We start from the raw sequence: 26669 nt of genomic DNA, 5'->3' as shown, positions 1-26669 counted from the left end.
TGGGCTAATTAACTACATCACTTTTTGCTACTTTTAGCATAAGTTCGGCGGTACGGTTTGCATATCCCCACTCATTATCGTACCAAGCATATAATTTAAGCTGGGTATTATTAATCACCATGGTAGAAAGCGCGTCAATAGTACAACTACGCGGATCGGTTTTATAATCAATAGACACAAGTGGCTTCTCTTCATAACCTAAAATCCCTTTTAATGTGCCCTCTGCAGCCTGATAAAACCACTCGTTTACTTCATCTTGCGTAACACCGTGTTCAAGCTCAAATACACAGTCGGTAATTGATGCATTAGTAAGTGGTACACGAACAGCATGGCCATTAAGTTTCCCTTTAAGCTCAGGGAAAATATGCGTAATAGCCGTAGCACTGCCTGTTGTGGTGGGAATTAAACTGGTACCACATGAGCGAGCTCGACGTAAGTCTTTATGTGGGGCATCAATAATAGTTTGGGTGTTAGTTATATCGTGAATAGTAGTCATAGAGCCGTGTTTAATACCCACTTTTTCTTGTAGTACTTTAACAATTGGCGCTAAACAGTTTGTTGTACATGATGCCGCTGTAACAATTTTATGCTCATCAGGATTATATAAATCATCATTTACGCCCATCACTACATTTAAAATACCGTCTTCTTTCACCGGTGCAGTCACTACCACACGTTTTACACCTTGAGCTAGGTAGTGATTTAATAATTCGGTGGTTTTCATCACACCGCTGGCTTCAATGACTACATCGCAATCTGACCAATCAGTATCATCAATGTTTTTATTATTAGTTACATCAATGGTGTGTTTACCTACACTAAAGCTGTGCGCTGATGCTGTTACATTGTGTGCCAAACGCCCATGTACTGAATCAAATTCGAGTAAATGTGCATGCGTTTTAGCATCGCCAGCAACATCATTAATTTTAATAAATTCAATTTCAGGCCAATCAAGTGCAGCACGCAATGTTAAGCGCCCCATACGGCCAAAACCATTAATCCCTACTTTAATTGTCATAATAAATACCTTTAAAAGTTAATTAACAGCAGTTTGCTGCACGCTCAGGGCGGTTACCCATTGCATTGAGTCGATTTAAATCATCGTTATAAAATTCAATATTAGCGCTACGGGTCTGTGCTAGTACATTTTCAGCCCACTCTGGTAGGGCTTTATTAATACTGTAATACACCCATTGATTTTGCTTACGATCGCTCAATAAGCCACATTGCCTAAGCTGGGCTAAATGACGAGATACTTTAGGCTGGCTAAGCTCAAGGGCAGCCACAAGCTCGCATACACATAATTCTTGCTCATGGCTAATTAGCAGCATGGCTTTTAAGCGCGTATCGTCAGCTAAGCATTTATAAAACTGTAGTGGGTTGAGTTGTTCCATAGCGTCCTCGTTTGGTTTATGCACATACAATAAAACAAAAAACAAACATATGGAATAGTGAATATATGAAATTTCGAATGTAAGTGAATTTATCTATTTTCAATTCATTTATAGATATAGTAGCGAATAAAAAACACGCGATGATCACTCATGGCGTGTTTTTATAAACAATATAAAGAGGTAAATTAAATAACTGAAAGTTCTACCTCAATATTACCGCGTGTTGCGTTTGAGTATGGGCATACTTGATGTGCTTTTTTTACTAGCTCTTGCGCCGCTGCTTTGTCCATATCACCTAGTGATACAGCAAGCTTTACAGCAATACCAAAACCACCTTCAATAGCACCAATAGACACTTCAGAGTTAATGTAAGTATCGCTTGGTAATGCAACTTTTTCGCTACCGGCTACAAATTTAAGTGCGCCAATAAAACACGCTGCATACCCTGCTGCAAATAATTGCTCTGGATTAGTGCCTTGCCCATCATCACCACCTAACCCTTTAGGCGTTGATAAGTTAACATCTAAACGACCATCATCTGATTTAGCTACCCCTTCACGTCCGCCTGTTGCCGTTGCTTTTGCTGTATAAGCTACATTTTGTAATACATTCATAGTGAACTCCTAAGGTTTAAAATTTTCACACTAGTTACTTTGTATACAAAATAATAGAGCAACTAAATTCTGATTGCAAATACTTTGCATGCAAACTAAAATGCTTTGTATTGAAATGAGGATAAAACGATGTCGTTTGAACAGTTAAAATTAAAAAATCAGTTATGCCATCGTTTATATATGGCGTCTAACAGCATAGCCCGTGCCTATCGGGAGCCTCTAGCAGAGCTTAACCTTACCTATCCTCAGTATGTTGTTATGATGGCGCTTTGGGAGCAAGATGAAGTAACCATCGCTGAGTTAATAGATAAAACCGCAATTGATGGTGGCGCGCTTACTCAAATATTAAAAAAGATGACCAGCAAGTCATTGCTTAACGTTATAAAGGACGAACACGATAAGCGTAAGCGTTTGGTGCAATTGACTCACACCGGCCAATCTTTAAAACTTAAAGCTGCTGATATTCCAAAAACAATTTTCTGTAAATTTGACAGTATCGACACTAACCAAGCACAGCAATTAATGCAGTTACTCGATTTAATCGTTAGCGACTTAAGCACCCAGACTGAAGATGAAAGTGTCGATGCTAAAGACAGTCCCAAGTTAGTGCAAACCTAGCGTAAATTTATCCAATGTGGTGCTTACGCTTTTTTATAGTTTAGTTATAAAAAATTAACTTATTGATTATTATTCATAAAATATTCAATTAACAATTGGCATACTTCTTCCTTCTCTCTTAATGACGTTAGCAACACCAAGGAAAAGTTATGTCTAATTTATACAACACTCTTTATTTTTTATGGCGCTTAGATATCACAGTGTGGCAAGTAAATGAGCCAACAAATACGCATACCACCAGTGAAAAAGAGCGTATCTATTCGCGTTAAACTATTTTTGAACAGACTTTGCAAGCTACCTCATAGCGTTGTATTGTAAAAGACTATTTAATTGGTTAGTGGAACGTGTATGCATGCTTTAGAAGTTAATTTTGACGGCTTAGTCGGCCCTACTCACAACTACGCAGGTTTGTCGTATGGTAATGTTGCTTCGTTAAATAACGCGGCGAGTTTTTCAAATCCGCAAGAAGCTGTATTGCAGGGCCTGGCTAAAATGAAAGCCATGCATGATAAAGGCTTAACCCAAGGGGTGTTTGCTCCTCATGCTCGCCCGGATTTAAATGTACTTCGCCGTTTAGGATTTACTGGCAACGATGCGCAAGTCATTAATAAAGCTTTTAAAGCTGATCCTATTTTATTGCGCGCCTGTTACTCAGCCTCTGCCATGTGGACAGCTAATGCTGCTACAGTATCTCCCTCCCCTGATACTAACGATGGCAAAGTGCACTTTACTGCGGCTAACCTGAATAATAAATTTCATCGCTCTTTAGAGCCAAATACGACGACACGTTTGCTTAAAGCAATGTTTAATAACGAGCAATACTTTGCACATCATACACACTTACCTGAGCAAGGTTTTTTTGGCGATGAAGGCGCAGCAAACCATACCCGCCTATGCGACAGCCATGGTGAAACCGGGCTAGAGTTATTTGTATTTGGTGCAAGTGCCTTTAACAGTAAACTTGTTAAGCCCGTTAAGTTCCCTGCAAGGCAAACTTTGGAAGCGTCTGAAGCCATTTGTCGATTGCACAATATAAAAGATACCAGCCAAATACTATTACAACAAAACCCTGATGTGATTGACCAAGGAGTGTTCCATAATGATGTAATTGCAGTGGGTAACGCCAATGTTTTATTATGCCATCAACAGGCGTTTTTAAACCAAACGCAAGCATTAGACGATATCCGCGAAGCCTATGTAGGTAACAAACAGCTTTATATTATTGAGGTGCCAACCAGCAAAGTGAGTATTCAAGATGCTGTCAGTAGCTATTTATTTAATAGCCAACTGGTTAGCATGAATGACGATGCAATGCTGCTCGTTGCCCCACAAGAATGCCAGCGCAACCCTGATGTAAAAGCGTATATTGAAGAGCTAATTGTTGCCGATAACCCCATAAATCAAGTGCAGTTTTTTGATTTGCGCCAAAGTATGCAAAATGGTGGTGGGCCTGCTTGTTTGCGATTACGAGTTGCATTAAACAGCCACGAATTAGCAGCGGTAAATCCTGATGTGATCTTAAATGAGCAAAAGTATACTCAATTATGTGATTGGGCTACGCGCCATTACCGCGATAAGCTTGGTGCCAACGACTTTGCAGACCCTGCTTTACTTACCGAAAGCTACCAAGCCCTTGATGAGTTAACACAATTACTGAGCTTGGGATCAGTTTATCCCTTCCAATTAGAAGCCTAAGCTTTTTTTTTATAGGGGGAAGATACACAGTATTTAAATCTTCTTCCTGTAATTAATAATTTTAATTCAATTTAGGTTAAGTTTTTGTATCTATACTGAGTGATACTTTAAAGTATTTGGAAACCTAACATGAACTTAAAATCAACATTACTTAGTAGCGCCGTCTTATTAGCATTAACGGGTTGTGGTTCATCAAATGATGACTCCCCTATTACTCCTACCGATCCGCAAAAATCAACGTTCAGTTTAGGAGTTTCAGATGCGCCAGTAACAGGCTTAAAAGCGGTTAATGTAGTTTTTGACTCTATCACCCTTCGTTCACAAGGTGGCGAAGATTTTAGCTTCGAAACCCGTGAAGCCAGCGATTTAACCAAAGCTGAAATGGTTAACTTATTGGATTACACTGGCGATGATATTTTTTCCTTACTAGAGGGCGAAGACGTACCTGCAGGTGAATACGCGTGGATACGTGCTGATGTAATTAATGGTGATATAAACAACCTAACCGAAACTTCGCATGTTGTTTATGAAGATGACAGCATTGCACCGTTAATCGTAAAACGAAAAGGCAATGACGGAATCGGTGAGATTCAACTTGATGGTTTTACTCTGAATCAAACGGACAACACTTTTGTACTTGAATTTGATCTTAAAAAATCGTTAGTTGCGCCACAAAGCGGTAACGAAATAGTATTAAAACCACGTGGAGTTCGTCTTGAAAACCTTGCTGAGTCACAAGATATTGAAGGTACAGTAAGCGAATCACTTTATGCAAATTGTGAAACCGATAACATTGAGGTTGCCGCTGAAGATGGTTCATTCGGCCATGCTGTTTACTTGTATAACAGTGATGTAGAGCAACCACTTGATAATTACGAAGTCACTGAGGGTGAAACCCCTGTAGACGCACCATTGGCTACTGCAAATGTGGTACTTAACAATGGAACTAGCCAATATGAATTTGAACTAGCATTTATTACGCCTGGCGATTATCAGCTAGGTTATACCTGTAACGCGCATATTGATGATGCCGAACTACAAGATGAAGCGTTTACCCTATATCAAGTTAAGCCGGTGGCGGTTGTAGCCGGTGAAGATACCGAAGTGACATTTGATATTGCTCAGTAAGCATCAACTTTATAAATTCTAGCCCGCACCTGCGGGCTTTTTGTTTTGGAGGAACTATGACACATAAAGTAATTTTAATTACCGGTGCCTCTAGTGGTATTGGCGAGGCGACCGCTAAAACATTAGTTAATAATGGTCACAAAGTAATATTAACTGCGCGCAGTGAAGATAAACTCAATAAACTAGTTGATGAGTTAGGCCATGAAAGTGCATTTAGCGTTTCAGCCGATGCCACTCAGTTTAGCGAGCTTGAGAGTGTAGTAAGTAAGGGCATTGAAAAGTTTGGGCGATTAGACGCAGCATTCGCTAACGCGGGCATGGGTGTGTCATCACCAGGCACAGAGAATGGCGATCCCCAAGAGTGGTCAGCCATGGTTGATCTTAACATTAAAGCGTTGTTGTGGACCGCAAAACTCACCTTGCCTCATTTACGTGAAAACCAAGGGCATTTTATTTTAACCAGCTCTGCAGCAGGAAGAAGACCCATTGACGGCTCTATATATGGTGCTACTAAATGGTTTGCACATGGCTTTGGTCAAAATTTAGCAGAGGAAATGAAACCCTGGCATGGTCGCTGTACCACTATTGCGCCAGGTATGGTAAATACGCCTTTTTTTGATGAAGCAAAACCCGATAAGCTCGACCCACAAGATGTGGCCGATGCGGTATTATTTGCTATTGAGGCCAACCAGCGTAATAGCGTACGCGAAATCTATTTAATGCCCACCAACTAACAAGATAATCCAAAGGCCAATCTTTATTGGCCTTTGCTTTAAAAGTACTTAATTGTGCTTTGTTAAAATTACTTTCGACTAAATCAATGAAAAGTCACACATTCAAACCTCCCTTACCATGCTAAATCTCAACTTTATGTCTAATATATAAATAAAGTAATTCAATAACTGGAACCCATTTAATGGATCCCCATAAAGCCCATAATATGCCAGCCCATCAATATGTTACTAATGATCCGTTGCATCAACTATTTGATGCAGTCGATTCTATATCGGTGCAAGGTTATGATGAGCAACGGCGTGTAATTTATTGGAATAAAGGCAGTGAATTGCTTTATGGGTATTCGCAACAGGAAGCCATTGGCAAAAAACTCGAAGATTTAATAATACCCACACCAATGCGAGAGCCCGTAATTGAAGCCCATAGTAATTGGATTAAGCATGATATTGAAATTCCCGCCTCAGAGCTTATCCTCAAACATAAAGAGGGTAATGATGTGGCTGTATTTTCAAGCCATGTTATGTTTACTAATCAATACAATACCAAACAAATGTACTGTATTGATATTGACCTTTCTGAGGTTCACAAGGCACAAGCAGAAGCCACATTTAATGCCAGTATGTTGAAAACTATCTTTGAAGCCATTCCCGACTTATTTTTTGTACTAGAGCAAAATGGCATCATTGCTGATTACCATGTTAATAATAGTAAGGACCTGTATATTTCACCTGAGCAGTTTATTGGTAAAAAAATGATTGATGTACTGCCTGAAAAAGTAGCGGAAAAATTTCAAATTCATATAGAAAAAACAATAGCTCAAAATAGTATGGTCAGTTTTGAATATGAATTGAGCATGCCTGAAGGCGTAATTTATTATGAGGCGAGATTGCGCTTACTGCCCAAAAAAAACCAAATCATGGTGATTATCCGTGATATTAGCGAACCACACCGCTCAGCAGAATTGATCCGTCATCAGGCTCTCTTTGATAGCTTAACCGATTTGCCTAACCGCTTTTTGTCTTTAGATCGCTTGTCACAAATATTAATGGAAGTACAAAAGAGTCATGAAAAAGCCGCAGTGTTTTTTTTAGACCTTGATGACTTTAAAAAAGTGAATGATTCATTAGGGCATGAAGTAGGCGATAAACTGTTAATTGCAGCAGCCGCTAGATTACAGCAAACACTAAAGCAAAATGACACTGTCGGTCGATTAGGGGGGGATGAATTTATTGTTTTAATATCCAGTTTAAACGATGAAAATGATGCTTTAGCAATTGCTGAGCGATTACTTCAAGCATTTAGAAAACCCTTCAAGCTCGAAGGCAGAGACTTAATACTGACATTAAGTATTGGTATTGCGATTTCTCCCAAAGACGGTACGTGTGCCTCGGTGTTGTTACGTAATGCCGACACCGCTATGTACCAAGCAAAAGCGATGGGGCGCAATACCTCCTCTTTTTTTACCCCGCAAATGAACGTTGCTATGCGCCGGCGTTTTGAAATAGAAGAGCAAATGCATGGAGCCCTGGAGCGAAACGAATTTGAGCTTTATTATCAACCGCAAATAGATGTAAAAACAAACACCATCATTGGCGCTGAAGCCTTGCTACGTTGGCATAATATAGTGTTAGGGGAAATCACCCCTGATGAATTTATTCCCATTGCAGAGCAAACAGGCTTGATTGCGCCTATTGGTTTATTTGTTCTTCAACAAGCCTTACGCTTTTTGAATGAATGGCAATCAATTAACCAGCAAAACTATACCATGGCGATTAATTTATCGCCGCGCCAATTCAGAGATCCGGAACTGGTTAATATAATTAAACATACTCTACATAAAAATAGCATTAATAATGAATGCTTAGAGCTGGAAATTACCGAAGGGGTACTAATGAATAGCCAAGCCTCAATTCATGATGCCTTAGTGCAAATTGATGAGCTGGGCATAAAACTGTCAATGGACGACTTTGGCACAGGCTATTCATCATTAAGTTACTTACGAGAATACCCTTTTGATGTGCTAAAAATTGACCGTAGCTTTATTGCAGGGATAACAGATAACAAGGCCGACTGTAATTTAGTAAAAGCGGCCATAGCTATGTCACACAGCCTAGAAATAAAAGTAGTTGCAGAGGGAGTAGAAACCAAAGAGCAGCTAGATTTACTCAACGAGCTAAACTGCGATATTGCTCAGGGGTTTTATTTAAGTAAGCCCTTATCTGGTGCCAAGTTACTTAATTTTTCATTACATTACTGCAAAGCGACTTAAAAGCACTTTAGTTAAAAAGTGCTTTTACAGCTGCGAGTTAGCTCATGATTTTAAAAAGCAAATCGCGCACCGTTGCAGGTTCAAATGGTTTGTCACAAATGGCATCCACCCCGGCTTGAGCAATATTAGCTAAATGAGTATCGTTGGCCTCTGAGCTGACCATCAGAACTGGAATATGTGAGTACGTATTCGATTTTCTAACGGTTTCAGTTAACTCTTTACCATCCATTTCTGGCATATTGTAATCTGTAACAATTAAATCGAATGATTGATTATTAAGCATTTCAATCGCTTGTTTACCGTCTTCAGCCTCTACAGGTTCAGGAATACCCATTCCCGCTAGCACTCGTATTATATGTTTTCGTGCAAAGCGACTGTCATCAACCACCAACACACGAAGTAAAGTGACATCAAAGTGCTCTAGCTCCACTTCTTGCTCGCTAATAATATCCAGAGTCGCTTTAAGCGCACGGGTGATCTCGTCGGCATTAAACGGTTTAGGTAAAATAGCTAATACGCCCGATTGCCTAAGTTGCTCTAAATGGCGCTTATTACGTTCGCTCGACACCAGCATAAACGCCTGCTGCTCAGTATTACTGTTACTGCGTATTGCCTGTAATAAAGAGTCTGCAGTACCGTCGCTAAAATACATACTGCTGATCACTAAGTCAGGGTGATACTTTGATAAAGCGGCCAGCGCATTTTCTTGAGTGCTGGCCGTTTCAATTTGTGTAACACCACACTGAGCCAGTGATTTTTTTATTAGCTTTTGTTGCACTTCAGAAGGCTCAACTAATAAAATAGATAAGTTGGCTATTGCCGTTAAATCACTCATTTCAATCCTGTTAATATTAATTAAATAATTTTTATAATGCTCATTATAAAGTAATAACCTACAAGAAAAAGCTAAAACAGCAACAAAACAGCTTGTTTACCTAAACTCAACAAACTCAGCTTAAAAACGATAGTTTATGCCCGCATAATATCGTCTACCCGAATAGCTTGAGTTTAATAACCGAGACTCTGTATCGTTACCCAATCGGGTTACTGACTCAGATTTAGTTAAATTTATCACAGCGGCTGTTAGGCTCAAGTCTTCTAATAAAGTAATTGATGCATTTACATCAACTTGCTCGTATGGGTCTTGATACACGTTTAAACCACTATTTAAACCCAACACGGTTTCACCCCGCTTGTTGTAAGAAGCACGAATATTAAAAGCATCTCCCTCATAATATATCGAGGTATTGTATTGGTACTTAGCACTGCCAATTAAAGGCGATTTACCAAACTCTTTACCATCTACTTCTACATCGGCCTTATTGGTTTTGTTATAAGTGTAGTTTGCATAAAAACCAAAACCACTATCAAAGGCATGCTGTATAAATACTTCAGCCCCTTTAGATACAGCATCAGTGCCATTGCCTACAGTGCTATATGGCGACACAGTAATATTTCCTGCCTCAACTATGCCCTCTTTACCTGCAAAATCTTGTTGTACGTCAATAACTAAGGGAACAACAAAGTTATCAACAGTTTTATGAAATAGTGCTAAACCAACGGCAGAGCCTTCGCTGTAATAATATTCAATAGATAAATCCGCTTGCACCGACTCAAACGGTTTTAAGTTTTTATTACCGCCACTGCCACTAAAACCCGGAATTTCATTAAATTCAGCTCTGTCGTCGGCCCACTCATCTGAAACAAACGTAATGCGTTGTTGCGCACCTAAATCGGCATAATCAGGGCGAGACATTACTTTTGCAATAGCGCCGCGCACAACAATATCTTCGCTGGCATCCCATGCAATATTAAAGCTAGGTAAAATTTGGGTATCGGTATTCTCTTGAGTAATGAGTTGATAATCTTCAACAAATCTATCGTCTCCGGTTACCGCCTCCCCGCTTTCATCGTCAGTATGATCCAGCAAATATGTGTATAGATCGGTTGATGATGTCATGGTTTTCGTGCGTACAACACGTACCCCTAAATTACCGCGCACGCTATCAAATTCAAAATCACCTTGTAAATAAAATGCCGCTATTTGCTCTTCAATATCATAAATGAAATTATCTTCTTTACGCGTATACGGAACATAATGACTGGTCACAATATCGCGGTATTTATCCCAATCAATGCCGGGCATTTGGTTTATATTAAAACCACCCGCAATATTACCTTCGTTGATAAACACATCTTGTGCTAGTGGCATACCGTTATTCCACTGGTAACTATCAAAGCGCGTGATCCCACCCTTACTGGCTTCTGCTGCGGCAATATCAAAATTAGGATCCAAAAAGAAGGTATTACCGGTTTCGCGGTGAAGCGTAGCTTCTCGATACTTAACCCCAGTTTTAATTGTTCTTAAAATGCCCCAATCGGTATAAATATCAAAATCAGCTTGGTAGTAATCTTCTTCAAGTTCACTACGCACAAAACTTGAATTTGACGAACCCGGATCGCGCCCACCACCCACACCATTGAGTAAGTTAGCTAACGTATTTGGATCTATATTTAAACTAATATCGTTCTCATTAATTTTCCAACCCGCTGTTTGCGCGGCATTTTCTATGTGGTTTTCATTTTCACCCGCGTTAGAACTTTTATAGGCTGCTTCCCAACTCTCTTTCGGGCCACCTTCAGAACGTGTATTACCCGCCACAAAACGGGCTTTGAAGTAATCACCTTCGTAGGTTAAGTTGAGATCAAAAGTGTCAGAGGTTGACTCTTCACGCACATAGCTGCCTCGCATCCACGGCAATTGCATATCATTTTCTATGCCACTTGCAGCTGCATCAAATTGCATTCCATTAACTATCGTGCCCGACTCATCCAAACTTACATCGGTTAAAAAGTCAGGATTTAAAGACCACTCAGGTATATCAATCACCGACTCAGTTCTATTTTTATCAAGTGAAAATCCAAAATAGTTAAAACCAATTTCTACTCGGCTAGTTGGGCGCCACTGCGTGCTAAATTGTATCCCTTCTCGCTCACGTAATTCGTTTACAATTGAGCCTCGAACCACTTGAGGAAACCAGACATTGTCATAATTATTGCCCTGAGAATCGCTTACTGAGCCCCACTGATTATTGTTTTCAATCGGTGCGCCATTGACATCTGCCGGGTTTTCACCAATAAAGCGCCACACATTTGCATCAGTGCCACCCGAAAGAGTTCGGTTAGTGCGTGTTTGTGAGGTATAACCAAACAATACACCAAAAGTATCAGCATCGTTCTTCCAAGAATAAAGTGCGGTTACTTGCGGTTCAGATTCTTCAGTCACATCGGCATAAGTGCTTTCAATATTAATCACCCCTGAGTTTGCATCCATACTTAGCGGTTTACGACTATGCATTAATACCGTGCCGCCCACACCACCTTCATCTAAACGTGCCTCTGGTGATTTATACACTTCCACGCTTTCAATCATGGCTGAGGGGAGTAATGCATAATCAAACGAACGAGATGGCTCGCCTGGTGATGACGCAATAAAATTTCCATTTAGCTGAGAAAAGGTGAGTTCAGATGATAACCCCCTAATACTAACCGATGAGCCCTCGCCTCCGTCACGGTCAATCACTACCCCTGGTACGCGTTGTAATGAGTCTGCGACATTTTTATCAGGGAACTTACCAATATCTTCCGCTGTAATTGCATCAACCACAGAGCTAGACAAACGCTTTATATCTAAATTAGCCGCCATACTGGAACGGATACCGCGTACCTCAATTACTTCCATATCTTTGCTTTTTAATGCTTTATCTGCTGCTTCATCAGCATATGCATGATTAATCACAGATAAAATAGAGATGCACAGCGTTGATTTAATAAAAAGTGGGAGTGAGTGATGTGAAGCGTTGGTTTTCCGATGAGCGGTCATAGTTTTAACAGTTCCATTTAAAATACAGTTAATACTTAAAGATGATCGTACTAGCTAAAGATGGTACGAAAAAAGTAGCTGTATTTTACATAACCAAGCTTAATAGCTTGTTAATGCAAACTGATGAGTAACTGAATGTCTTGTCAATAAATAGTCAATTCAAATATAAACAAGAAGTTAAGCAGCAAAATAACTATTTAGCTGCTTAGGAAGGAGTAACTAGATCAAACAACAGGCACTGTTATTTTTTATCACTAATAGCCTGAATATAATAACCTAAGCTGGCATGAGAAAGCTCTCCCATATGACTGGTGACTAACTCACCTTGGCTATTATAAAACAAAGTGGTTGGTAAGCCCGCTGCACCTGATTCGCGACTCACATTACTGCTTTGGTCAAAAAACACATGGTTTAGGTCGAGTTGCTGATCATTAAGGAACGCTTTTACCGTGTGTAAGTCTTCGCCTTGATTGACAAACGCCACTGTAATGTTTGGATTATTTTTTTGAGCCGCTTGCAGTACCGGCATTTCTTTTCGACACGGCGGACACCACGACGCCCAAAAGTTAATCACCACCGGCTTACCTTTAAAGCTTTGTAAGTTAACTTGCTGGCCTTGAATGTTATGCACAACAGACTGTGGTAACTGCACACCCGTTTGATAAATAGACAGCGCAAAGTTAGGAATAATCATTGAACAAAAACCTACAAACCCAGCAATAGCGTAGTTTTTCATTACCGCTTTTTTACCACGCGCATAAAACGCTAAAACAACTATACCGCTGAGCCAGCCATAATAACCAATAAAGCCACCGTCGCTAATATTAAAAAGCTGCCACCAGTTACCTTGATAGGCATCCCACATGGTAAACACAAACGCTAAACGCGAGACTAGAAAGCCCACAACAATCGCTTTAAAGACTGTGTCTAAAATCGCTTTTTGTAATGGGTGTTGACGCGTCAATAAATAGGTAAGCCCCCAGAAAATGCCTAACCCTAAAAAAATAATTAACTGTGAAATAGAAATAACCAAAGGCCCTAGAGAAATACTTAACATTGCTACCGACTTCTTATAATGTATTTAAGTACCTAAAATAACGAGTACCAGCGTGAATTAAATGCCAACAATAACATAATGTAAGCTGTACTGATTATTAATAACGCATAATAAATTATGTATACCAGCAGCAATATATAACCTAGTTACCTAGTTAACCTTGTTGCTGTATGTACTCCAATGCAGTCATTTTTTTATAACTTACATTTGAGTGCAGTACATGAGTAGGTTCAGGGTCAACAATTTCAATTGGAATAGCATAATTACGTGCAATCTCTAGTGCCATTTGGGTAATGTTTACACTAAAAGAGGTCCCCATAAATACCATTTTATCAGCCGTAAGCATCCGCGATTGTGCTTCACTAATACGATAAAGCTCAGTGTAATATTCATCAAATAACAATACAAAGGGCTTTAAAGAATGATTAAGCTTTGGCTGATGGTTTTCAATATTGAATAACTCAAGTAGAGAGCGATGTAAGTTGCTCTCATCAACATTACTCCATAACGTCGCTTGTGGTGTGACATCATCGCCCTGATGATGAAACAGCGTCATTTGATCAAGCCGACCATGAATCGCAATGTAATCTTTATTACCCGCCTTACCATCTAGCCCATCAATATTTTGGGTAATTAAGTTTTTATCACTAAGCCAATGATGCACTTCATTAGGGCCATGATTACGGTAAGTTGCAAAGCGATGATAATACCAAGCTAAAAACTCACTTGGATTATTTTCATACATTGCACGAGTGGCCATTTCCATCGGCGTATGGTTTTTACTACCAATAGTCCAAAAACCATCCTCACCACGAAAAGTAGGAATACCACTAGCAGCACTTACTCCTGCACCTGTAATGTATAATGTATTCATAAAGCCATCTCTTATTTTCAATAAACCTATAATACTTTATGACACTGTATATTTGAGGCTTCACTTTTTTTGCTATTAAATTATTTTAAGCTACGGCCATTAACTTAAATAAACACGGGTACCAAAGAAACTCTTTATACTTTTAGTTTCGCTCAAGTGCACTACAAAGCCTTCTTTAATTGTTGAGATATTGAGAACTATAACAACAATCACAGCAACTAATTAGTTACAATGCACTTAGCTTTCTAATAAAAACAGATCGTTAATCTACTTATTGAGCAACTAACCTACCAACCTCACATACTTTTCAGCCAGTTCGTCCACACTTTCTCGATGATTAGGATCGGGCTTTATGCAATCTATCGGGCATACGCTCACGCACGTAGGCTTGTCGTAATGACCCACACATTCTGTGCATTTTTCAGGGTCTATTTGGTAAATTTTAGCGCCCATATAAATTGCTTCATTTGGGCACTCTGGGTCGCACATGTCACAGTTAATGCATTTGCTGTTTATGAGTAAAGCCATGATTAAACTCTCTATTATGAAACAGCTTGTTTGAAAGGGTTGCGGGTATCTTGGTTTTCATCCAAGTTGCGCATCAGTATGGCGTGCTCTAAATCGATAGTGTCAGGCATTGGAATTTTTACGATATGGCCAGAGCCTTTAGCATCAGTAATACTTTCGCCTTTTTTGTTTTCCATACTCTCAAGGGTAAAGCTAATATTGCCTTTTGGCGTCATTAGCTCTAATGAATGACCAACACAAAATTTATTTTTTACATCTATTTCAACTAAACCATTAACATTACGACCAAGTACTTCACCTACAAATTGCTGCTTGGTAGAAACTGAATGGCCGTATTCGTAATTCTGATAATCTTGGTGGGCGTGGCGCTTTAAAAATCCTTCGGTGTAACCACGGTGCGCTAGGTTCTCAAGAGTTTTGAATAAATCAGCATCGAATGGTCTACCTGCAACGGCGTCGTCAATCGCTTTACGATACACCTGAGCGGTACGCGCAACATAATAAAATGACTTAGTACGCCCTTCTATTTTTAAGCTATGCACCCCCATTTTTGTTAGCTGCTCTACGTATTGCACGGCGCGTAAGTCTTTTGAGTTCATGATATAAGTACCATGCTCGTCTTCAAATGCGGGCATGTATTCACCTGGGCGGCCTTGCTCTTCAAGCATAAATACATCGTTACTTGGCGCGCCTTCACCTAACGTAGGTATAACCGTTTTAGGATCGATTTTATGTACCATTTCACCGGTTTCGTTCTCAGTGCCAGGTTTAACATCGTATTTCCAACGACACGCATTAGTGCACGTGCCTTGGTTAGGATCGCGCTTATTAATATAGCCTGAGAGTAAACAGCGCCCTGAATAGGCCATACACAGAGCACCATGGACAAATACTTCTAGTTCTGTTTCTGGGCATAAAGAGCGAATTTCACTTATTTCTTCAAGCGATAACTCACGAGATAAAATTACCCGTTCAATCCCCTGCTTAGCCCAAAATTTTACGCTTGCAAAATTAACTGCATTGGCTTGAACCGACAAATGAATTGGCATATCAGGCCATTTTTCACGTACTAGCATTATTAAACCCGGATCGGACATGATCAATGCATCCGGCTTCATAGCAATTACTGGCTCTATATCACGTAAATACGACTTTACTTTCGCATTGTGTGGGGCAATATTAGACACTACATAAAACTTTTTATTTAGCGCATGTGCTTCGTTAATACCTAGTTGTAATGTATCTAAATCAAATTCGTTGTTGCGAACCCTTAAACTGTAACGAGGTTGGCCTGCATAAACAGCGTCTGCCCCATAGGCAAAGGCATAACGCATGTTTTTTAAGCTACCTGCTGGGCAAAGTAGTTCAGGAATAAACGGGGTTGAAGAAGTAACTGCTGACATGTGCGCTCCATACATCGAACCGAGTTCAAGTCGGTTGCATGAATAATTATACCAACCCGCAATAATACTTAATCATTTTACGGGGCTAAACGTGTCGCTACCTGCGTTAAAAAAATCTCATTTACGACTGCATGGATGCAGAAGGTAGAGCAATGCAGGAGCAATTGCCGAGAACAACTAAATAGCAATTTTTTTGCCTAGCTATCAACACGTTTTTCCAGCCTCAAAATAGACCACTTAATTAAGCGAATTGGTATTAAGGAAAATAAACCGCGCAAGTATAATGAGGGGGCAAAAGAGAAACCTTGATCAAGATCATCAAAATTTCTCTTCTACGATAATAAATGAAGAGCAGCAGATTTAAGTTATTTTTTACTGCTTAATTGGTTCGAGAATTGACTAACGGCATCAACAACTTGTTGCGCGCCTTTTTTAATATCACTCATTACATCACCAGATTCTTTGGAAAGGTCTAAGCCTTGTTGCGCTTTATTTTTACCTTGCTCAATTACAGCAACGGTTGATTGAGTTAAATTTTGGTTTTGCTGTACAACATCCACTATTTCTTCGGTAGCTTTACTGGTTCTTGAGGCAAGTAAACGCACTTCATCAGCCACCACCGCAAACCCACGGCCTTGCTCGCCAGCACGCGCGGCCTCAATAGCCGCATTAAGCGCCAATAAATTAGTTTGATCAGCAATGCTGCTAATACTCTGCACTATGCTCGCAATAAGTTGCGATTGTTTATCTAATGCTGAAATTTCTTGAGCAGCTTGCTCCATTTGTACCGACAATTCGTTCATAACCTGTACAGTTTTTTGTACCACCTCTGCGCCTTTATCCGCGTTATTGTCAGTTTCGATAGAAGTGCCATGCGCAATATTTGCCGCTTGCTCTGTGGCCAGTTCTCTTTCTACTTGATCAGTGATCACCGTAGCAAATTTTACTACTTTGTAGAGCTCATTGGCTTCATTAAAAATCGGATTATATGATGCTTCTAACCACACCTCATGACCGTGCTTATCAATACGTTTAAATCTGCTCGCAATAAACTCGCCATTGCGCAAACGTTGCCAGAAGACTTGATACTCTTTACTACTCGCTTCTTGCTCATCGCAGAACATACCATGATGTTTGCCCACCACATCTTGTCTTGAATAACTCATACTTTTTAAGAAGTTGTCATTAACACGCAGAACCATACCCTGAGTATCGAACTCAATAACCGCTGTTGAACGATGCAATGCTTTGATTAAATCTTCGTTTTCTCTCGAGCTTTCAATTATTTGTGTAAGCACAGTGCAATGCAGGGTTAAATACTCAAGCTGACCTTGCTCATTTTTTATCGGGTGTAAAATACAGCGTAACCAATCTCGTTGTCCGTTTTCGTGAGATACTTGAATAGCGCCAGCAAAATGTTCGGCTTTACTTAACGCTTTTTTAAAGGCATGAAAATCAGCGTTATTTCTCGCATTTTCTGAGATGAAATCTAAAATGTTTTTATTAATTATTTTATTATTTGAGTAGTTAAACTCTCGCTCAAAGTTTTTATTTTGTCTTAAAATAGCGCCTTGTTTATCAAGCTCTAATACCAGCATTTCACTGTCTAAACTTTGCTTAACCTGCTCCCTCACTGAAAGCTTACTTTGTAAATCAGCAATTTGAGTTTTTAAAGGTTGGTTAAAAAACATATTTTTACCTTAAAGTTTGCATGTATTCTTCATGCATTTGGAGTCGATAGACGCATTGAAAATCGCTATGACTAAAAAAATACAAATCAGATGTGGCACTAATTTATAAACTCATATTAACGTTATAGCCACTTTTTTAGTTCAGTAAGTATAGGTTGTTAAATTAAAATATTCGTCAACGTAGAATAAATTAGGTTTTTTCGACTAAAACGCGTATAATTCGCGCCCGTTAATATTCAACCTTTTATTTAAATTATTGGAGCACAAAGATGGCTTTAGAGCGTACTTTTTCAATCGTAAAACCTGATGCAGTTGCTAAAAACCACATCGGCGCAATCTACAACCGTTTCGAAACTGCGGGTCTTAAAATCGTTGCAGCTAAAATGGTTCACCTTTCACAAGAGAAAGCTGAAGGTTTCTACGCTGAACACAGCGAACGTCCTTTCTTTGGCGCTTTAGTATCTTTCATGACTTCTGGCCCAGTAATGGTTACCGTTCTTGAAGGCGAAAACGCTGTTCTTAAAAACCGTGAAATCATGGGTGCTACTAACCCTGCTGAAGCACTAGCTGGCACTTTACGTGCAGACTACGCTGATAGCATCGACGAAAATGCGGTTCACGGTTCTGACGCTGTTGAATCTGCTGCTCGCGAAATCGCGTACTTCTTCGCTGACGAAGAACTTTGCCCACGTACTCGTTAATTCGAGTTCACAGCTAACCCTGTGATGCAAAGTATGAAAAGGGCTTTCGAGCCCTTTTTTAGTCATTAAGTAAAGTATTAGCCGTTTATTTATGATGTTTTACTTAATGATTATAGTGGATGAATTGTGTACAATTCGTCCTTGTAAATTTTTACCATCACCGCCACCGATTGAGGTTGTTACATGACCGAGCAAAAAAAGATTAACTTATTAGATTTAAACCGAGATGCAATGCGAGAGCTATTTGTATCATTCGGTGAAAAGCCATTCCGTGGCGATCAGGTGATGAAATGGATTTATCATTTTGGCGTAGATAATTTCGACGAAATGAGTAACGTAAACAAAAAGCTAAAAGAAAAGCTTAAAAATGAATGCGAAATTGTTGCACCAGAAATATCAGTTCGCCAACAAGCCAGCGACGGTACCATCAAATACGCACTCGTGTTAGAAGGCGGTCAAGAAGTTGAAGCAGTTTGGATCCCAGAAAAAGATCGCGCCACCTTGTGTGTATCTTCTCAAGTGGGCTGTGCACTAGAATGTACTTTTTGCTCAACGGCTCAACAAGGCTTTAACCGTAACTTAAAAGTGTCTGAAATTATCGGCCAAGTATGGCGAGTAGCCAAAGATATTGGCCTTGATGGCAACAGCGAAAAACGTCCTGTCACTAACGTAGTGATGATGGGTATGGGCGAGCCGTTACTTAACGTTAAAAACGTGGTACCGGCGATGGAATTAATGATGGACGACTGGGGCTTTGGTTTATCTAAACGCCGCGTTACATTAAGCACCTCAGGTGTGGTACCTGCTCTTGATTTATTGAAAGAAAAAATAGACGTAGCACTGGCAATTTCACTGCATGCGCCAGATAACGCTCTGCGTGATATTTTAGTACCGATCAATAAAAAATACCCAATTGAAGAGTTTTTAGCTGCGTGTCGTCGTTACATTGACGGTTCAAAAGCCAACAAAGATGTAACTATTGAGTATGTAATGCTTAACGGCGTGAACGATAGTACCGATCAGGCTCATGAACTGGTTAAAACGTTAAAAGGAACACCATCGAAGGTAAACCTTATTCCATTTAACCCATTCCCAGGTAATGAATATACTCGTTCAAGCAACAGTCGAATTGATCGTTTCTCTAAAGTATTACAAGCTGCGGGTATTACCTGTATTGTTCGTCGTACCCGAGGAGATGACATTGACGCTGCCTGCGGCCAGTTAGCTGGCGATGTTGTAGACCGTACGAAGCGTATGGCGAAAAAGAAAATGCGTGATGACAATGCAATTGCAGTAAATATTCATCAAGCCTAATTTTTTGAGTAATCAAGAGCCTTTGTGATATATCGTTTATTTTTAAATAAATGATGCAACACAAAGGCTTTGAGGTAAGATAGAGGTTATGGATATAAATAAAGAGACAAAGTAATGCGATCTTTACTTACGTTAGCACTATCAACACTGTTTTTAAGCGGTTGTGTTACCGAGAATAGTTACAACGGCAGCGATAAACCGGTCCTCGAGAATAAAATTAATAACGATGGTGCAGCTCGCACGCGCATAGCATTGGCATTACAGTATTTAAATACAGGCAATAACTCTCAAGCGAAATATAACTTAGAACGTGCCAGCGAGTACGCCCCAAACTTACCCGAAGTACACTACTCTTTAGCATACTATTACCAACAAGTTGGCGAGAACGGATTAGCCGACAAAGCCTATCAAAAAGCGTTGGCCATTAAGCCAAATGATCCTAACACCTTAAACAACTACGGCACGTTTTTGTGCAGTATTAATGAATATGACCGCGCCACCGATCAGTTTTTAAAAGCGATTGAAATACCCAGTTATATTCGTGTAGCGCAAAGCTATGAAAATTTGGCTCTATGTGCCATTGAGTTTAACGATTTCACCAACGCCGAAAGCTATTTTCAGCAGGCACTAAACCATAGTTCACAACGCGCATCTACATTAATAAGTTTAGCAGCTCTGTATTATGCAAAAAGTGACTTGTACAAAGCCAGTAACTTAATAAAACGTTATGACGATACCGCGCAAGTTTCTTCTCGCGCTTTGTTGCTTGGCTATTTGGTTAAACAACGAATGGGTAAAATTGAAGAAGCAGAAAAAATTGCGACAACCTTATTACAAACCTACCCTAGTAGTATGCAAGCTAACGCTATTCGCGATAACCAGTTAAGACGAACAGAATTTGAAGTACTACGTGAAAAATATCGCCAAGCACAGTTAGATGAATTACAAGAAAGCAATAATAACAATCAAATTATTGCTGAGCCGAAAATAAAGGTTATTCGTAAAAAAAGCCCAGTACCGGCTTCAAATAGCGAAGCGTCAGGTGAGCAAACAAAAAAAATACGCTAGATAATTACACACCTTTTAGCTGTAAACCAAAATATAGCCTTAAGGATGATGTGTAAAAGCCTGTTCTAGGGTAAAGCAATTTAGCATTTCAGTGTGATACAATGCTAAACTGCTACAAATAAGGTGTATTAAAGGACTTAAAAACACATAAATTTTATCTAAACACGGTATAGTTTTTAAGATATTGAATGTAGTCCCTTTTTATAGTGCGCCTTAGTAACAAGAATTAACGAATACCAAAAAATAAAAACGAAGTCTTACTCTGGTTGTTAAGCCAAAACATAAACTTTTACTAGTGGATCCAAACTGATACACATTATGAATGAAGATAATACACAACCGCAGAACGATGAACCCTCTGTAGGTCAAATACTAAAAACACATAGAGAAAATGCAAACATTAGCCTTGCTAAGATTGCATCATTATTAAAGTTGACTGAATCGCAGGTTGAGCATATTGAAAACGACGAATATCATTTACTAGGCGCAAAAACATTTGTTAAAGGCTACATAAAAAATTATTGTCGCACGCTAAACATTGATAGCACTGCTATTTTAACTATGCTGCCTGCCTATAGCACATCAGATAAGCCTGTAGATATGCAAAGCTTTTCAAGACGTACAGAAAAAGAAGCGCATGACAGCCGACTAATGACGGTAAGTTATTTAATTTTAGCCATTGTTATTGGCTCATCAGCCGTATGGTGGTGGCAAAATGCAATGCCTATTGATGAACAAACTAACACTATTAATGCAAATAACTCGCTCATCTCGGAGCAACAAGAAAGCACAAAACTGTTAGCAGAAGCTGCCGATGAAGCACAATCAAATGAGATTGAGCCTGCACCACAAGCAAACTCAACCGTATTCAATGAACAACAAACAATTCAGGCTGCTCCCCTAAACGATGCACAAAGCCAAAGTGAACCAACAAGCAGTGATTTAAGCACTATTATTATGATGTTTAATGACGAAAGCTGGGTTGAAATCCACGATGCCAACGATGAGAAAATTGCATTTGGTGTAAAAAAAGCAGGCTACGAAATGACCTTGACTGGTGTAGCGCCTTTTTCAGTGGTATTAGGCAAGCACGATGTTGTTCGTATTACCCTAAATGGTGAGCCAGTTGATATTTCGGCTTTTCCTAAAAACCGTTTAGCTAAATTTAAATTACCCTTAGCAGAGTAGTCGCTATGTTTTCAGAATCTCCTATAAAACGCAGAAAATCCACCCGCATTAATGTGGGTAATGTTCCAATTGGTGATGGTGCACCAATTGCCGTGCAGTCAATGACTAACACAGACACAATGGACATTGATGCCACTGTAGCTCAAATTCAAGCGATTCAAGATGCCGGTGCTGACATAGTCCGTGTATCTGTTCCAACTATGGATGCCGCTGAAGCATTTAAAAGTATTAAAGAGCAGGTATCGATACCGCTGGTTGCTGATATTCACTTTGACTACCGCATTGCATTAAAAGTAGCAAAGTATGGCGTTGATTGTTTACGTATTAACCCAGGAAACATTGGCAGTGAAGAGCGTATTAGAGCGGTTGTCGACTCAGCCCGTGAGCACAACATTCCAATTCGTATTGGCGTAAATGGTGGATCACTTGAGCGCGACCTACAAGAAAAATACGGCGAGCCAACACCTGAAGCCTTACTTGAGTCGGCTATGCGCCATGTAGATATATTACGTCGCTTAGACTTTGACCAATTTAAAATCTCGGTGAAAGCGTCAGACGTATTTTTAGCGGTTGGCGCGTATCGTTTACTTGCAAAAGAAATCGACCAGCCACTGCATTTAGGTATTACCGAAGCAGGCGGCATGCGCTCTGGTTCAGTTAAATCGGCCGTTGGTTTAGGCATGTTATTGGCTGAAGGTATTGGTGACACGCTGCGTGTATCACTAGCAGCGGATCCAGTTCAAGAAATAAAAGTAGGCTTTGATATATTAAAATCATTGCGTATTCGTTCTCGCGGCATTAATTTTATTGCTTGCCCTAGCTGTTCACGCCAAGAGTTTGATGTAGTAAGCACCATGAATCAACTTGAAGAGCGTTTAGAAGATATTATTGAGCCAGTTTCAGTGTCAGTCATTGGCTGTGTGGTTAACGGACCAGGCGAAGCATTAGTGAGTGATATTGGCCTTGCCGGCGCAAACCGTCGCTCAGGTTTATACATTAATGGCGAACGCCAAAAAGCCCGTATTGATAACAATAATATTGTTGATCAACTTGAAGGCTATGTACGCGATTTCATTGAACAGAAGCAACAACAAACTCCAATCGACATAAAAATCGTAGAGTGATGTGTTGTTACAACACTATGTATTTAAATGACCTTTTTTAGTCGCGGTATTCACAACGTAGTATAAATTACGTACGCTCCGCTACGCTCGCAATTACCTTATAGTTAAGGTTATAATGCAGGGTCGATTTTTTAGTTTTACGTGGTTGCAGCCCAGGGTTGCACATAAACAGATTTAGGATTTATCAGTGGCAAAACAAATTCAGGCAGTTCGCGGTATGAACGATTGCCTGCCAGGCGATACGCAAGTTTGGCAGAAAGTAGAACACATTTTACGCGAGACCGTATCATCGTTTGGTTATCAAGAAATTCGTTTTCCAATTGTAGAATCAACCGACCTATTTAAACGCTCTATTGGTGAAGTAACCGATATAGTAGAAAAAGAAATGTACACCTTTGCCGATCGTAACGGTGACAATTTAACCTTGCGCCCGGAAGGGACTGCAGTGTGTGTACGTGCAGGTAACGAAAATGGCCTGTTATACAATCAAGAACAACGCCTTTGGTACATGGGCCCTATGTTTCGCCATGAACGCCCACAAAAAGGTCGTTACCGTCAATTTCATCAGTTTGGTTTAGAGACTTTTGGTATTGCCAGCGCCGATATTGACGCCGAAGTTATTTTACTCACGGCGCAACTTTGGGAAGCATTTGGCATTACTGACCATGTGCGTTTAGAACTTAATTCATTAGGTTCAAACGAAGCTCGCGCACAGTACCGCGATGCCTTAATCGCCTTTTTAGAACAACATACCGATGTACTAGATGAAGATTCAAAACGTCGTATGTACTCTAACCCACTGCGCGTTTTGGATACTAAAAATCCAGACATTCAGGCAATCTTAGTCGATGCACCAAAGTTATCTGAACATTTAGATGCTGAATCAAAAGAACATTTTGAAAATTTATGTGAACGATTAGATGCCGCAGGCGTCAAATACACGGTTAATGAAAAGCTGGTACGTGGCTTAGATTATTACAACCGCACTGTATTTGAATGGGTAACCGACAGCTTAGGTGCACAAGGTACTGTATGTGCTGGTGGTCGTTATGATGGTTTAGTAGAACAATTAGGCGGTAAATCAACCCCTGCGGTAGGTTTCGCGATGGGTTTAGAGCGCTTGGTTTTACTGCTTCAAGCACTTGAATGTGTAGGTGACATACGCCGTAGTGCTGATGTATATTTAGCAGCTATGGGCGACAAAGCCAGTATTCAAGCGCCTATAATTGCATCTACCTTACGTCGTGATGTACCTGGATTACGCGTAATGGTGCACGCTGGCGGTGGTAACTTTAAAAAACAACTTAAACGTGCTGATAAAAGCGATGCTCTCGTCGCAATTATTATCGGTGAAGATGAATTAGAGCAAGGCGTTGTGACTATTAAATACTTACGTGAACGTAAAGAACAAGTCACACTAGAACTAGAACAAGCTAAAACGTTACTTGCAGAACTAATTAATAGCTAAATTATATAAAGCGTAAGTAGTGAAGCGCTTTAACAGAGGTAAGCATGGAAATTTATTCAACAGAAGAACAACAAGCAGAAGCAATTAAACGCTTTTTTCGTGAAAACGGCCTTTCACTAGCGTTAGGCGTTATTGTTGGTTTAGGTGGTTTATATGGCTGGAAAGCATACAACCAAAATCAAATAACGACTGCAGAGCAAGCATCTGATGCATACACTAAGCTTGTTGAAAGCGACAGCGTATTAGCGTCTGCTGATGCATTTATCAGTGAAAACAAAGACACTCAGTACGCAACTCTAGCGGCATTTGTTGCTGCAAAAGAAGCTGTAGATGCCCAAAACTTAGATTTAGCAAATGAAAAATTAAGCTGGATTGTAACTAACGTTGATAACGCCCAGCTTAAAGCCATTGCAACAACACGTTTAGCACGTGTGCAAATTGCTCAGCAGCAATACGATGATGCATTGAGTACATTAAATGCTCCTCTTCCTGAAGCATTTAACGCAAATGTGGCTGAATTAAAAGGTGATATTTACACTCAACAAGGCAATAAAGAGCAAGCACGCGTAGCTTACCAAGCTGCTGTTGATGCAGGTGGATTAACGAGTAATCCTCTTTTACAAATTAAGTTAGATGACCTAGCAGTAACTAGCCCAGCGGCATAAGGTTTTAGGCATGAGAAAAATAACAACAGCAACGCTTGCCCTATGTATGGCAACCCTAATGGGGTGTTCTTCAAGTGATGACGAAGAAGAACTGGTGCTTCCAGAAATAGCCAATCAATTTGAAACTGATGTGGTATGGCAAGAATCAATTGGTAGTGGTGTAGAGCATTACTTTTCACGCTTATCACCTGCTGTTTATAAAGAGACAGTGTATGTTGCTAGCCGTGAAGGCCAAGTAGAAGCCTTATCACTTGCCAATGGCGATACCCAATGGGAAACCGACGTTCGCCAAGATTTATCGTTTTGGCCTTGGAGCGATAACGATAGTGCAAAATTATCAGGCGGAATATTACAAGCTTATGGTAAAATCTATTTAGGCTCTGAACATGGTTATGTAATTGCACTTGACCGTGAGACTGGTAAAGAAGTTTGGCGTAAAAAAGTACCTGGCGAATCACTCTCTAAACCCGCTGCAGGCGATGGCTTAATCTTTGTTAATTTAGCCTCAGGTAAGTTACTTGCGCTTCACCCAGATACTGGTGAAGAACGCTGGAGCTTTGAGCAAGAAGTGCCACCGCTGACTTTACGCGGTCAAAGCTCACCTACTGTGGCTAACGGTGGTGTGTTACTAGGCTTAGAAACAGGTAAGTTAAGTGTTTTAATTTCTGAGAGTGGCTACTCGGCATGGAGTGCAGAAATTGCAGTGCCAAAAGGCGCATCAGAGTTTGAACGTTTAGTTGATGTAGATACGCAGCCAATCATTAGCGGTCCATTTGCTTATGCTATTGCATACAATGGTAACTTATCAGCAGTAGATATTCGTTCAGGTAATGTTGTATGGAAACGTGAATACAGCAGCTACCGTGAAATTAGCATGGATTTGCAAACAATTTACGTTGTTGACAGTAACGGCGTTGTTTATGCACTTGATAAAGATTCGGGCATTGAACGTTGGAGCCAACCCGCTCTACGTGGCTGGTACTTAACAGGCCCAGCGGTTGCCGGTAATTATTTAGCGTTAGGTGACCAAGAAGGCAATTTACATTGGTTAAATAAAGACACTGGCGAGCTAGTATCTCGTGAAGACTTTGACAGCTCAGGTTTTTTTGTTGAGCCCGTTGTCGCTGACGATAAATTGATTTTATACACCCGCGATGGTGAAGTTAGCGCGGTAAAAATACCGAACTAACTGTCTACTATTAGTGTAAGGCACTAATAGTTAATTATTTTTTGTAAGGCTTCGCACTGCGAA

The 26669-nt window shown here is 40.0% G+C and carries 22 protein-coding genes and 1 pseudogene; 13 read left to right on the top strand and 10 right to left on the bottom strand.

The features are described from left to right. Positions 1-4: 4 nt before the first annotated feature. From DK924_RS10470 to DK924_RS10460, 3 genes are all read right to left on the bottom strand, one after another. Positions 5-1018, bottom strand: a complete 1014-nt coding sequence (locus tag DK924_RS10470; RefSeq protein WP_054201402.1) for an ArsJ-associated glyceraldehyde-3-phosphate dehydrogenase — start codon at positions 1016-1018, stop codon at positions 5-7. 22 nt (positions 1019-1040) lie between these two features. Next, positions 1041-1394, bottom strand: a complete 354-nt coding sequence (locus tag DK924_RS10465; RefSeq protein ID WP_008108943.1) for a metalloregulator ArsR/SmtB family transcription factor — start codon at positions 1392-1394, stop codon at positions 1041-1043. Between the two features lie 185 nt (positions 1395-1579). Beyond that, the gene (locus tag DK924_RS10460) at positions 1580-2008 is read right to left on the bottom strand and encodes an organic hydroperoxide resistance protein (protein WP_109875105.1); all 429 of its coding nucleotides are present in this window, start codon (positions 2006-2008) and stop codon (positions 1580-1582) included. A gap of 129 nt (positions 2009-2137) precedes the next feature. Between DK924_RS10460 and DK924_RS10455 the strand changes: the two genes are divergently transcribed. The 5 genes from DK924_RS10455 to DK924_RS10435 all read left to right on the top strand — a co-directional run bounded on the left by DK924_RS10455 (position 2138) and on the right by DK924_RS10435 (position 8453). Further along, positions 2138-2626, top strand: a complete 489-nt coding sequence (locus DK924_RS10455) for a MarR family winged helix-turn-helix transcriptional regulator (RefSeq protein ID WP_008468659.1) — start codon at positions 2138-2140, stop codon at positions 2624-2626. A 348-nt stretch (positions 2627-2974) separates the two neighbouring features. Further along, positions 2975-4321 (top strand): N-succinylarginine dihydrolase, encoded by a 1347-nt coding sequence (astB, locus tag DK924_RS10450; protein ID WP_109875104.1) that lies wholly within the window; start codon positions 2975-2977, stop codon positions 4319-4321. A 129-nt stretch (positions 4322-4450) separates the two neighbouring features. Further along, a complete protein-coding gene (locus DK924_RS10445; RefSeq protein WP_109875103.1) occupies positions 4451-5449 on the top strand; it encodes a DUF4382 domain-containing protein in 999 nt (332 codons plus the stop codon). Between the two features lie 56 nt (positions 5450-5505). Continuing rightward, complete coding sequence (locus DK924_RS10440; RefSeq protein ID WP_109875102.1) at positions 5506-6183, top strand: SDR family oxidoreductase; 678 nt, start codon at positions 5506-5508, stop codon at positions 6181-6183. 182 nt (positions 6184-6365) lie between these two features. Further along, positions 6366-8453, top strand: coding sequence for a bifunctional diguanylate cyclase/phosphodiesterase (locus DK924_RS10435; RefSeq protein WP_010389421.1), 2088 nt, complete (start codon positions 6366-6368; stop codon positions 8451-8453). 37 nt (positions 8454-8490) lie between these two features. Here the strand turns inward: DK924_RS10435 and DK924_RS10430 are convergent, their stop codons facing one another. From DK924_RS10430 to DK924_RS10400, 7 genes are all read right to left on the bottom strand, one after another. Further along, positions 8491-9288, bottom strand: coding sequence for a response regulator (locus tag DK924_RS10430; protein WP_109875101.1), 798 nt, complete (start codon positions 9286-9288; stop codon positions 8491-8493). 120 nt (positions 9289-9408) lie between these two features. Beyond that, positions 9409-12336, bottom strand: a complete 2928-nt coding sequence (locus DK924_RS10425) for a TonB-dependent receptor (protein ID WP_109875100.1) — start codon at positions 12334-12336, stop codon at positions 9409-9411. A 241-nt stretch (positions 12337-12577) separates the two neighbouring features. Then, a complete protein-coding gene (locus DK924_RS10420) occupies positions 12578-13393 on the bottom strand; it encodes a TlpA disulfide reductase family protein (protein WP_109875099.1) in 816 nt (271 codons plus the stop codon). A gap of 154 nt (positions 13394-13547) precedes the next feature. Next, on the bottom strand, positions 13548-14267 hold the full coding sequence (locus DK924_RS10415) for a Sir2 family NAD-dependent protein deacetylase (RefSeq protein ID WP_109875098.1): 720 nt from the start codon (positions 14265-14267) through the stop codon (positions 13548-13550). A gap of 282 nt (positions 14268-14549) precedes the next feature. Further along, on the bottom strand, positions 14550-14795 hold the full coding sequence (locus DK924_RS10410) for a YfhL family 4Fe-4S dicluster ferredoxin (protein ID WP_055011536.1): 246 nt from the start codon (positions 14793-14795) through the stop codon (positions 14550-14552). A 14-nt stretch (positions 14796-14809) separates the two neighbouring features. Further along, on the bottom strand, positions 14810-16198 hold the full coding sequence (gene yegQ / locus DK924_RS10405) for a tRNA 5-hydroxyuridine modification protein YegQ (RefSeq protein WP_109875097.1): 1389 nt from the start codon (positions 16196-16198) through the stop codon (positions 14810-14812). A 365-nt stretch (positions 16199-16563) separates the two neighbouring features. Next, positions 16564-17889 (bottom strand): methyl-accepting chemotaxis protein, encoded by a 1326-nt coding sequence (locus DK924_RS10400; RefSeq protein ID WP_010389430.1) that lies wholly within the window; start codon positions 17887-17889, stop codon positions 16564-16566. A 269-nt stretch (positions 17890-18158) separates the two neighbouring features. On the opposite strand from DK924_RS10400, the gene ndk reads away from it, so the two are divergent. The 8 genes and pseudogenes from ndk to bamB all read left to right on the top strand — a co-directional run bounded on the left by ndk (position 18159) and on the right by bamB (position 26606). After that, entirely contained in the window at positions 18159-18590 is a 432-nt protein-coding gene (ndk, locus tag DK924_RS10395; RefSeq protein ID WP_008111339.1) for a nucleoside-diphosphate kinase, read from the top strand. Positions 18591-18773: 183 nt separating this feature from the next. Beyond that, complete coding sequence (locus DK924_RS10390) at positions 18774-19904, top strand: bifunctional tRNA (adenosine(37)-C2)-methyltransferase TrmG/ribosomal RNA large subunit methyltransferase RlmN (protein WP_010389431.1); 1131 nt, start codon at positions 18774-18776, stop codon at positions 19902-19904. A gap of 114 nt (positions 19905-20018) precedes the next feature. Next, positions 20019-20918 (top strand): annotated as a pseudogene (gene pilW / locus DK924_RS10385) (type IV pilus biogenesis/stability protein PilW); the annotation flags it as partial. Between the two features lie 372 nt (positions 20919-21290). Continuing rightward, positions 21291-22160 carry a RodZ domain-containing protein gene (locus DK924_RS10380; protein ID WP_010389437.1) on the top strand — a complete coding sequence of 290 codons (870 nt, stop codon included), beginning with the start codon at positions 21291-21293 and terminating at the stop codon, positions 22158-22160. Positions 22161-22165: 5 nt separating this feature from the next. Then, on the top strand, positions 22166-23284 hold the full coding sequence (gene ispG / locus DK924_RS10375; protein WP_008111348.1) for a flavodoxin-dependent (E)-4-hydroxy-3-methylbut-2-enyl-diphosphate synthase: 1119 nt from the start codon (positions 22166-22168) through the stop codon (positions 23282-23284). Positions 23285-23471: 187 nt separating this feature from the next. Further along, entirely contained in the window at positions 23472-24752 is a 1281-nt protein-coding gene (gene hisS / locus DK924_RS10370) for a histidine--tRNA ligase (RefSeq protein ID WP_010389440.1), read from the top strand. Between the two features lie 44 nt (positions 24753-24796). Next, a complete protein-coding gene (locus tag DK924_RS10365) occupies positions 24797-25417 on the top strand; it encodes a tetratricopeptide repeat protein (protein ID WP_054201417.1) in 621 nt (206 codons plus the stop codon). A gap of 10 nt (positions 25418-25427) precedes the next feature. Beyond that, the gene (gene bamB, locus DK924_RS10360) at positions 25428-26606 is read left to right on the top strand and encodes an outer membrane protein assembly factor BamB (RefSeq protein ID WP_109875096.1); all 1179 of its coding nucleotides are present in this window, start codon (positions 25428-25430) and stop codon (positions 26604-26606) included. Positions 26607-26669: the final 63 nt, after the last annotated feature.

Origin of the sequence: Pseudoalteromonas sp. meg-B1, assembly GCF_003173795.1 — a bacterium.
Taxonomy (GTDB): Bacteria; Pseudomonadota; Gammaproteobacteria; order Enterobacterales; family Alteromonadaceae; genus Pseudoalteromonas; species Pseudoalteromonas undina.
Note: the sequence above shows the minus strand (reverse complement) of the source record. Positions and strands in the feature narration are given on the sequence as shown.

Excerpts from the sequence above, each read along its gene's own strand:
- DK924_RS10470 (WP_054201402.1), bottom strand. The coding sequence starts at position 1,018 with ATGACAATTAAAGTAGGGATTAATGGTTTTGGCCGTATGGGGCGCTTA.
- DK924_RS10465 (WP_008108943.1), bottom strand. The coding sequence starts at position 1,394 with ATGGAACAACTCAACCCACTACAGTTTTATAAATGCTTAGCTGACGAT.
- DK924_RS10460 (WP_109875105.1), bottom strand. The coding sequence starts at position 2,008 with ATGAATGTATTACAAAATGTAGCTTATACAGCAAAAGCAACGGCAACA.
- DK924_RS10455 (WP_008468659.1), top strand. The coding sequence starts at position 2,138 with ATGTCGTTTGAACAGTTAAAATTAAAAAATCAGTTATGCCATCGTTTA.
- astB (WP_109875104.1), top strand. The coding sequence starts at position 2,975 with ATGCATGCTTTAGAAGTTAATTTTGACGGCTTAGTCGGCCCTACTCAC.
- DK924_RS10445 (WP_109875103.1), top strand. The coding sequence starts at position 4,451 with ATGAACTTAAAATCAACATTACTTAGTAGCGCCGTCTTATTAGCATTA.
- DK924_RS10440 (WP_109875102.1), top strand. The coding sequence starts at position 5,506 with ATGACACATAAAGTAATTTTAATTACCGGTGCCTCTAGTGGTATTGGC.
- DK924_RS10435 (WP_010389421.1), top strand. The coding sequence starts at position 6,366 with ATGGATCCCCATAAAGCCCATAATATGCCAGCCCATCAATATGTTACT.
- DK924_RS10430 (WP_109875101.1), bottom strand. The coding sequence starts at position 9,288 with ATGAGTGATTTAACGGCAATAGCCAACTTATCTATTTTATTAGTTGAG.
- DK924_RS10425 (WP_109875100.1), bottom strand. The coding sequence starts at position 12,336 with ATGACCGCTCATCGGAAAACCAACGCTTCACATCACTCACTCCCACTT.
- DK924_RS10420 (WP_109875099.1), bottom strand. The coding sequence starts at position 13,393 with ATGTTAAGTATTTCTCTAGGGCCTTTGGTTATTTCTATTTCACAGTTA.
- DK924_RS10415 (WP_109875098.1), bottom strand. The coding sequence starts at position 14,267 with ATGAATACATTATACATTACAGGTGCAGGAGTAAGTGCTGCTAGTGGT.
- DK924_RS10410 (WP_055011536.1), bottom strand. The coding sequence starts at position 14,795 with ATGGCTTTACTCATAAACAGCAAATGCATTAACTGTGACATGTGCGAC.
- yegQ (WP_109875097.1), bottom strand. The coding sequence starts at position 16,198 with ATGTCAGCAGTTACTTCTTCAACCCCGTTTATTCCTGAACTACTTTGC.
- DK924_RS10400 (WP_010389430.1), bottom strand. The coding sequence starts at position 17,889 with ATGTTTTTTAACCAACCTTTAAAAACTCAAATTGCTGATTTACAAAGT.
- ndk (WP_008111339.1), top strand. The coding sequence starts at position 18,159 with ATGGCTTTAGAGCGTACTTTTTCAATCGTAAAACCTGATGCAGTTGCT.
- DK924_RS10390 (WP_010389431.1), top strand. The coding sequence starts at position 18,774 with ATGACCGAGCAAAAAAAGATTAACTTATTAGATTTAAACCGAGATGCA.
- DK924_RS10380 (WP_010389437.1), top strand. The coding sequence starts at position 21,291 with ATGAATGAAGATAATACACAACCGCAGAACGATGAACCCTCTGTAGGT.
- ispG (WP_008111348.1), top strand. The coding sequence starts at position 22,166 with ATGTTTTCAGAATCTCCTATAAAACGCAGAAAATCCACCCGCATTAAT.
- DK924_RS10365 (WP_054201417.1), top strand. The coding sequence starts at position 24,797 with ATGGAAATTTATTCAACAGAAGAACAACAAGCAGAAGCAATTAAACGC.
- bamB (WP_109875096.1), top strand. The coding sequence starts at position 25,428 with ATGAGAAAAATAACAACAGCAACGCTTGCCCTATGTATGGCAACCCTA.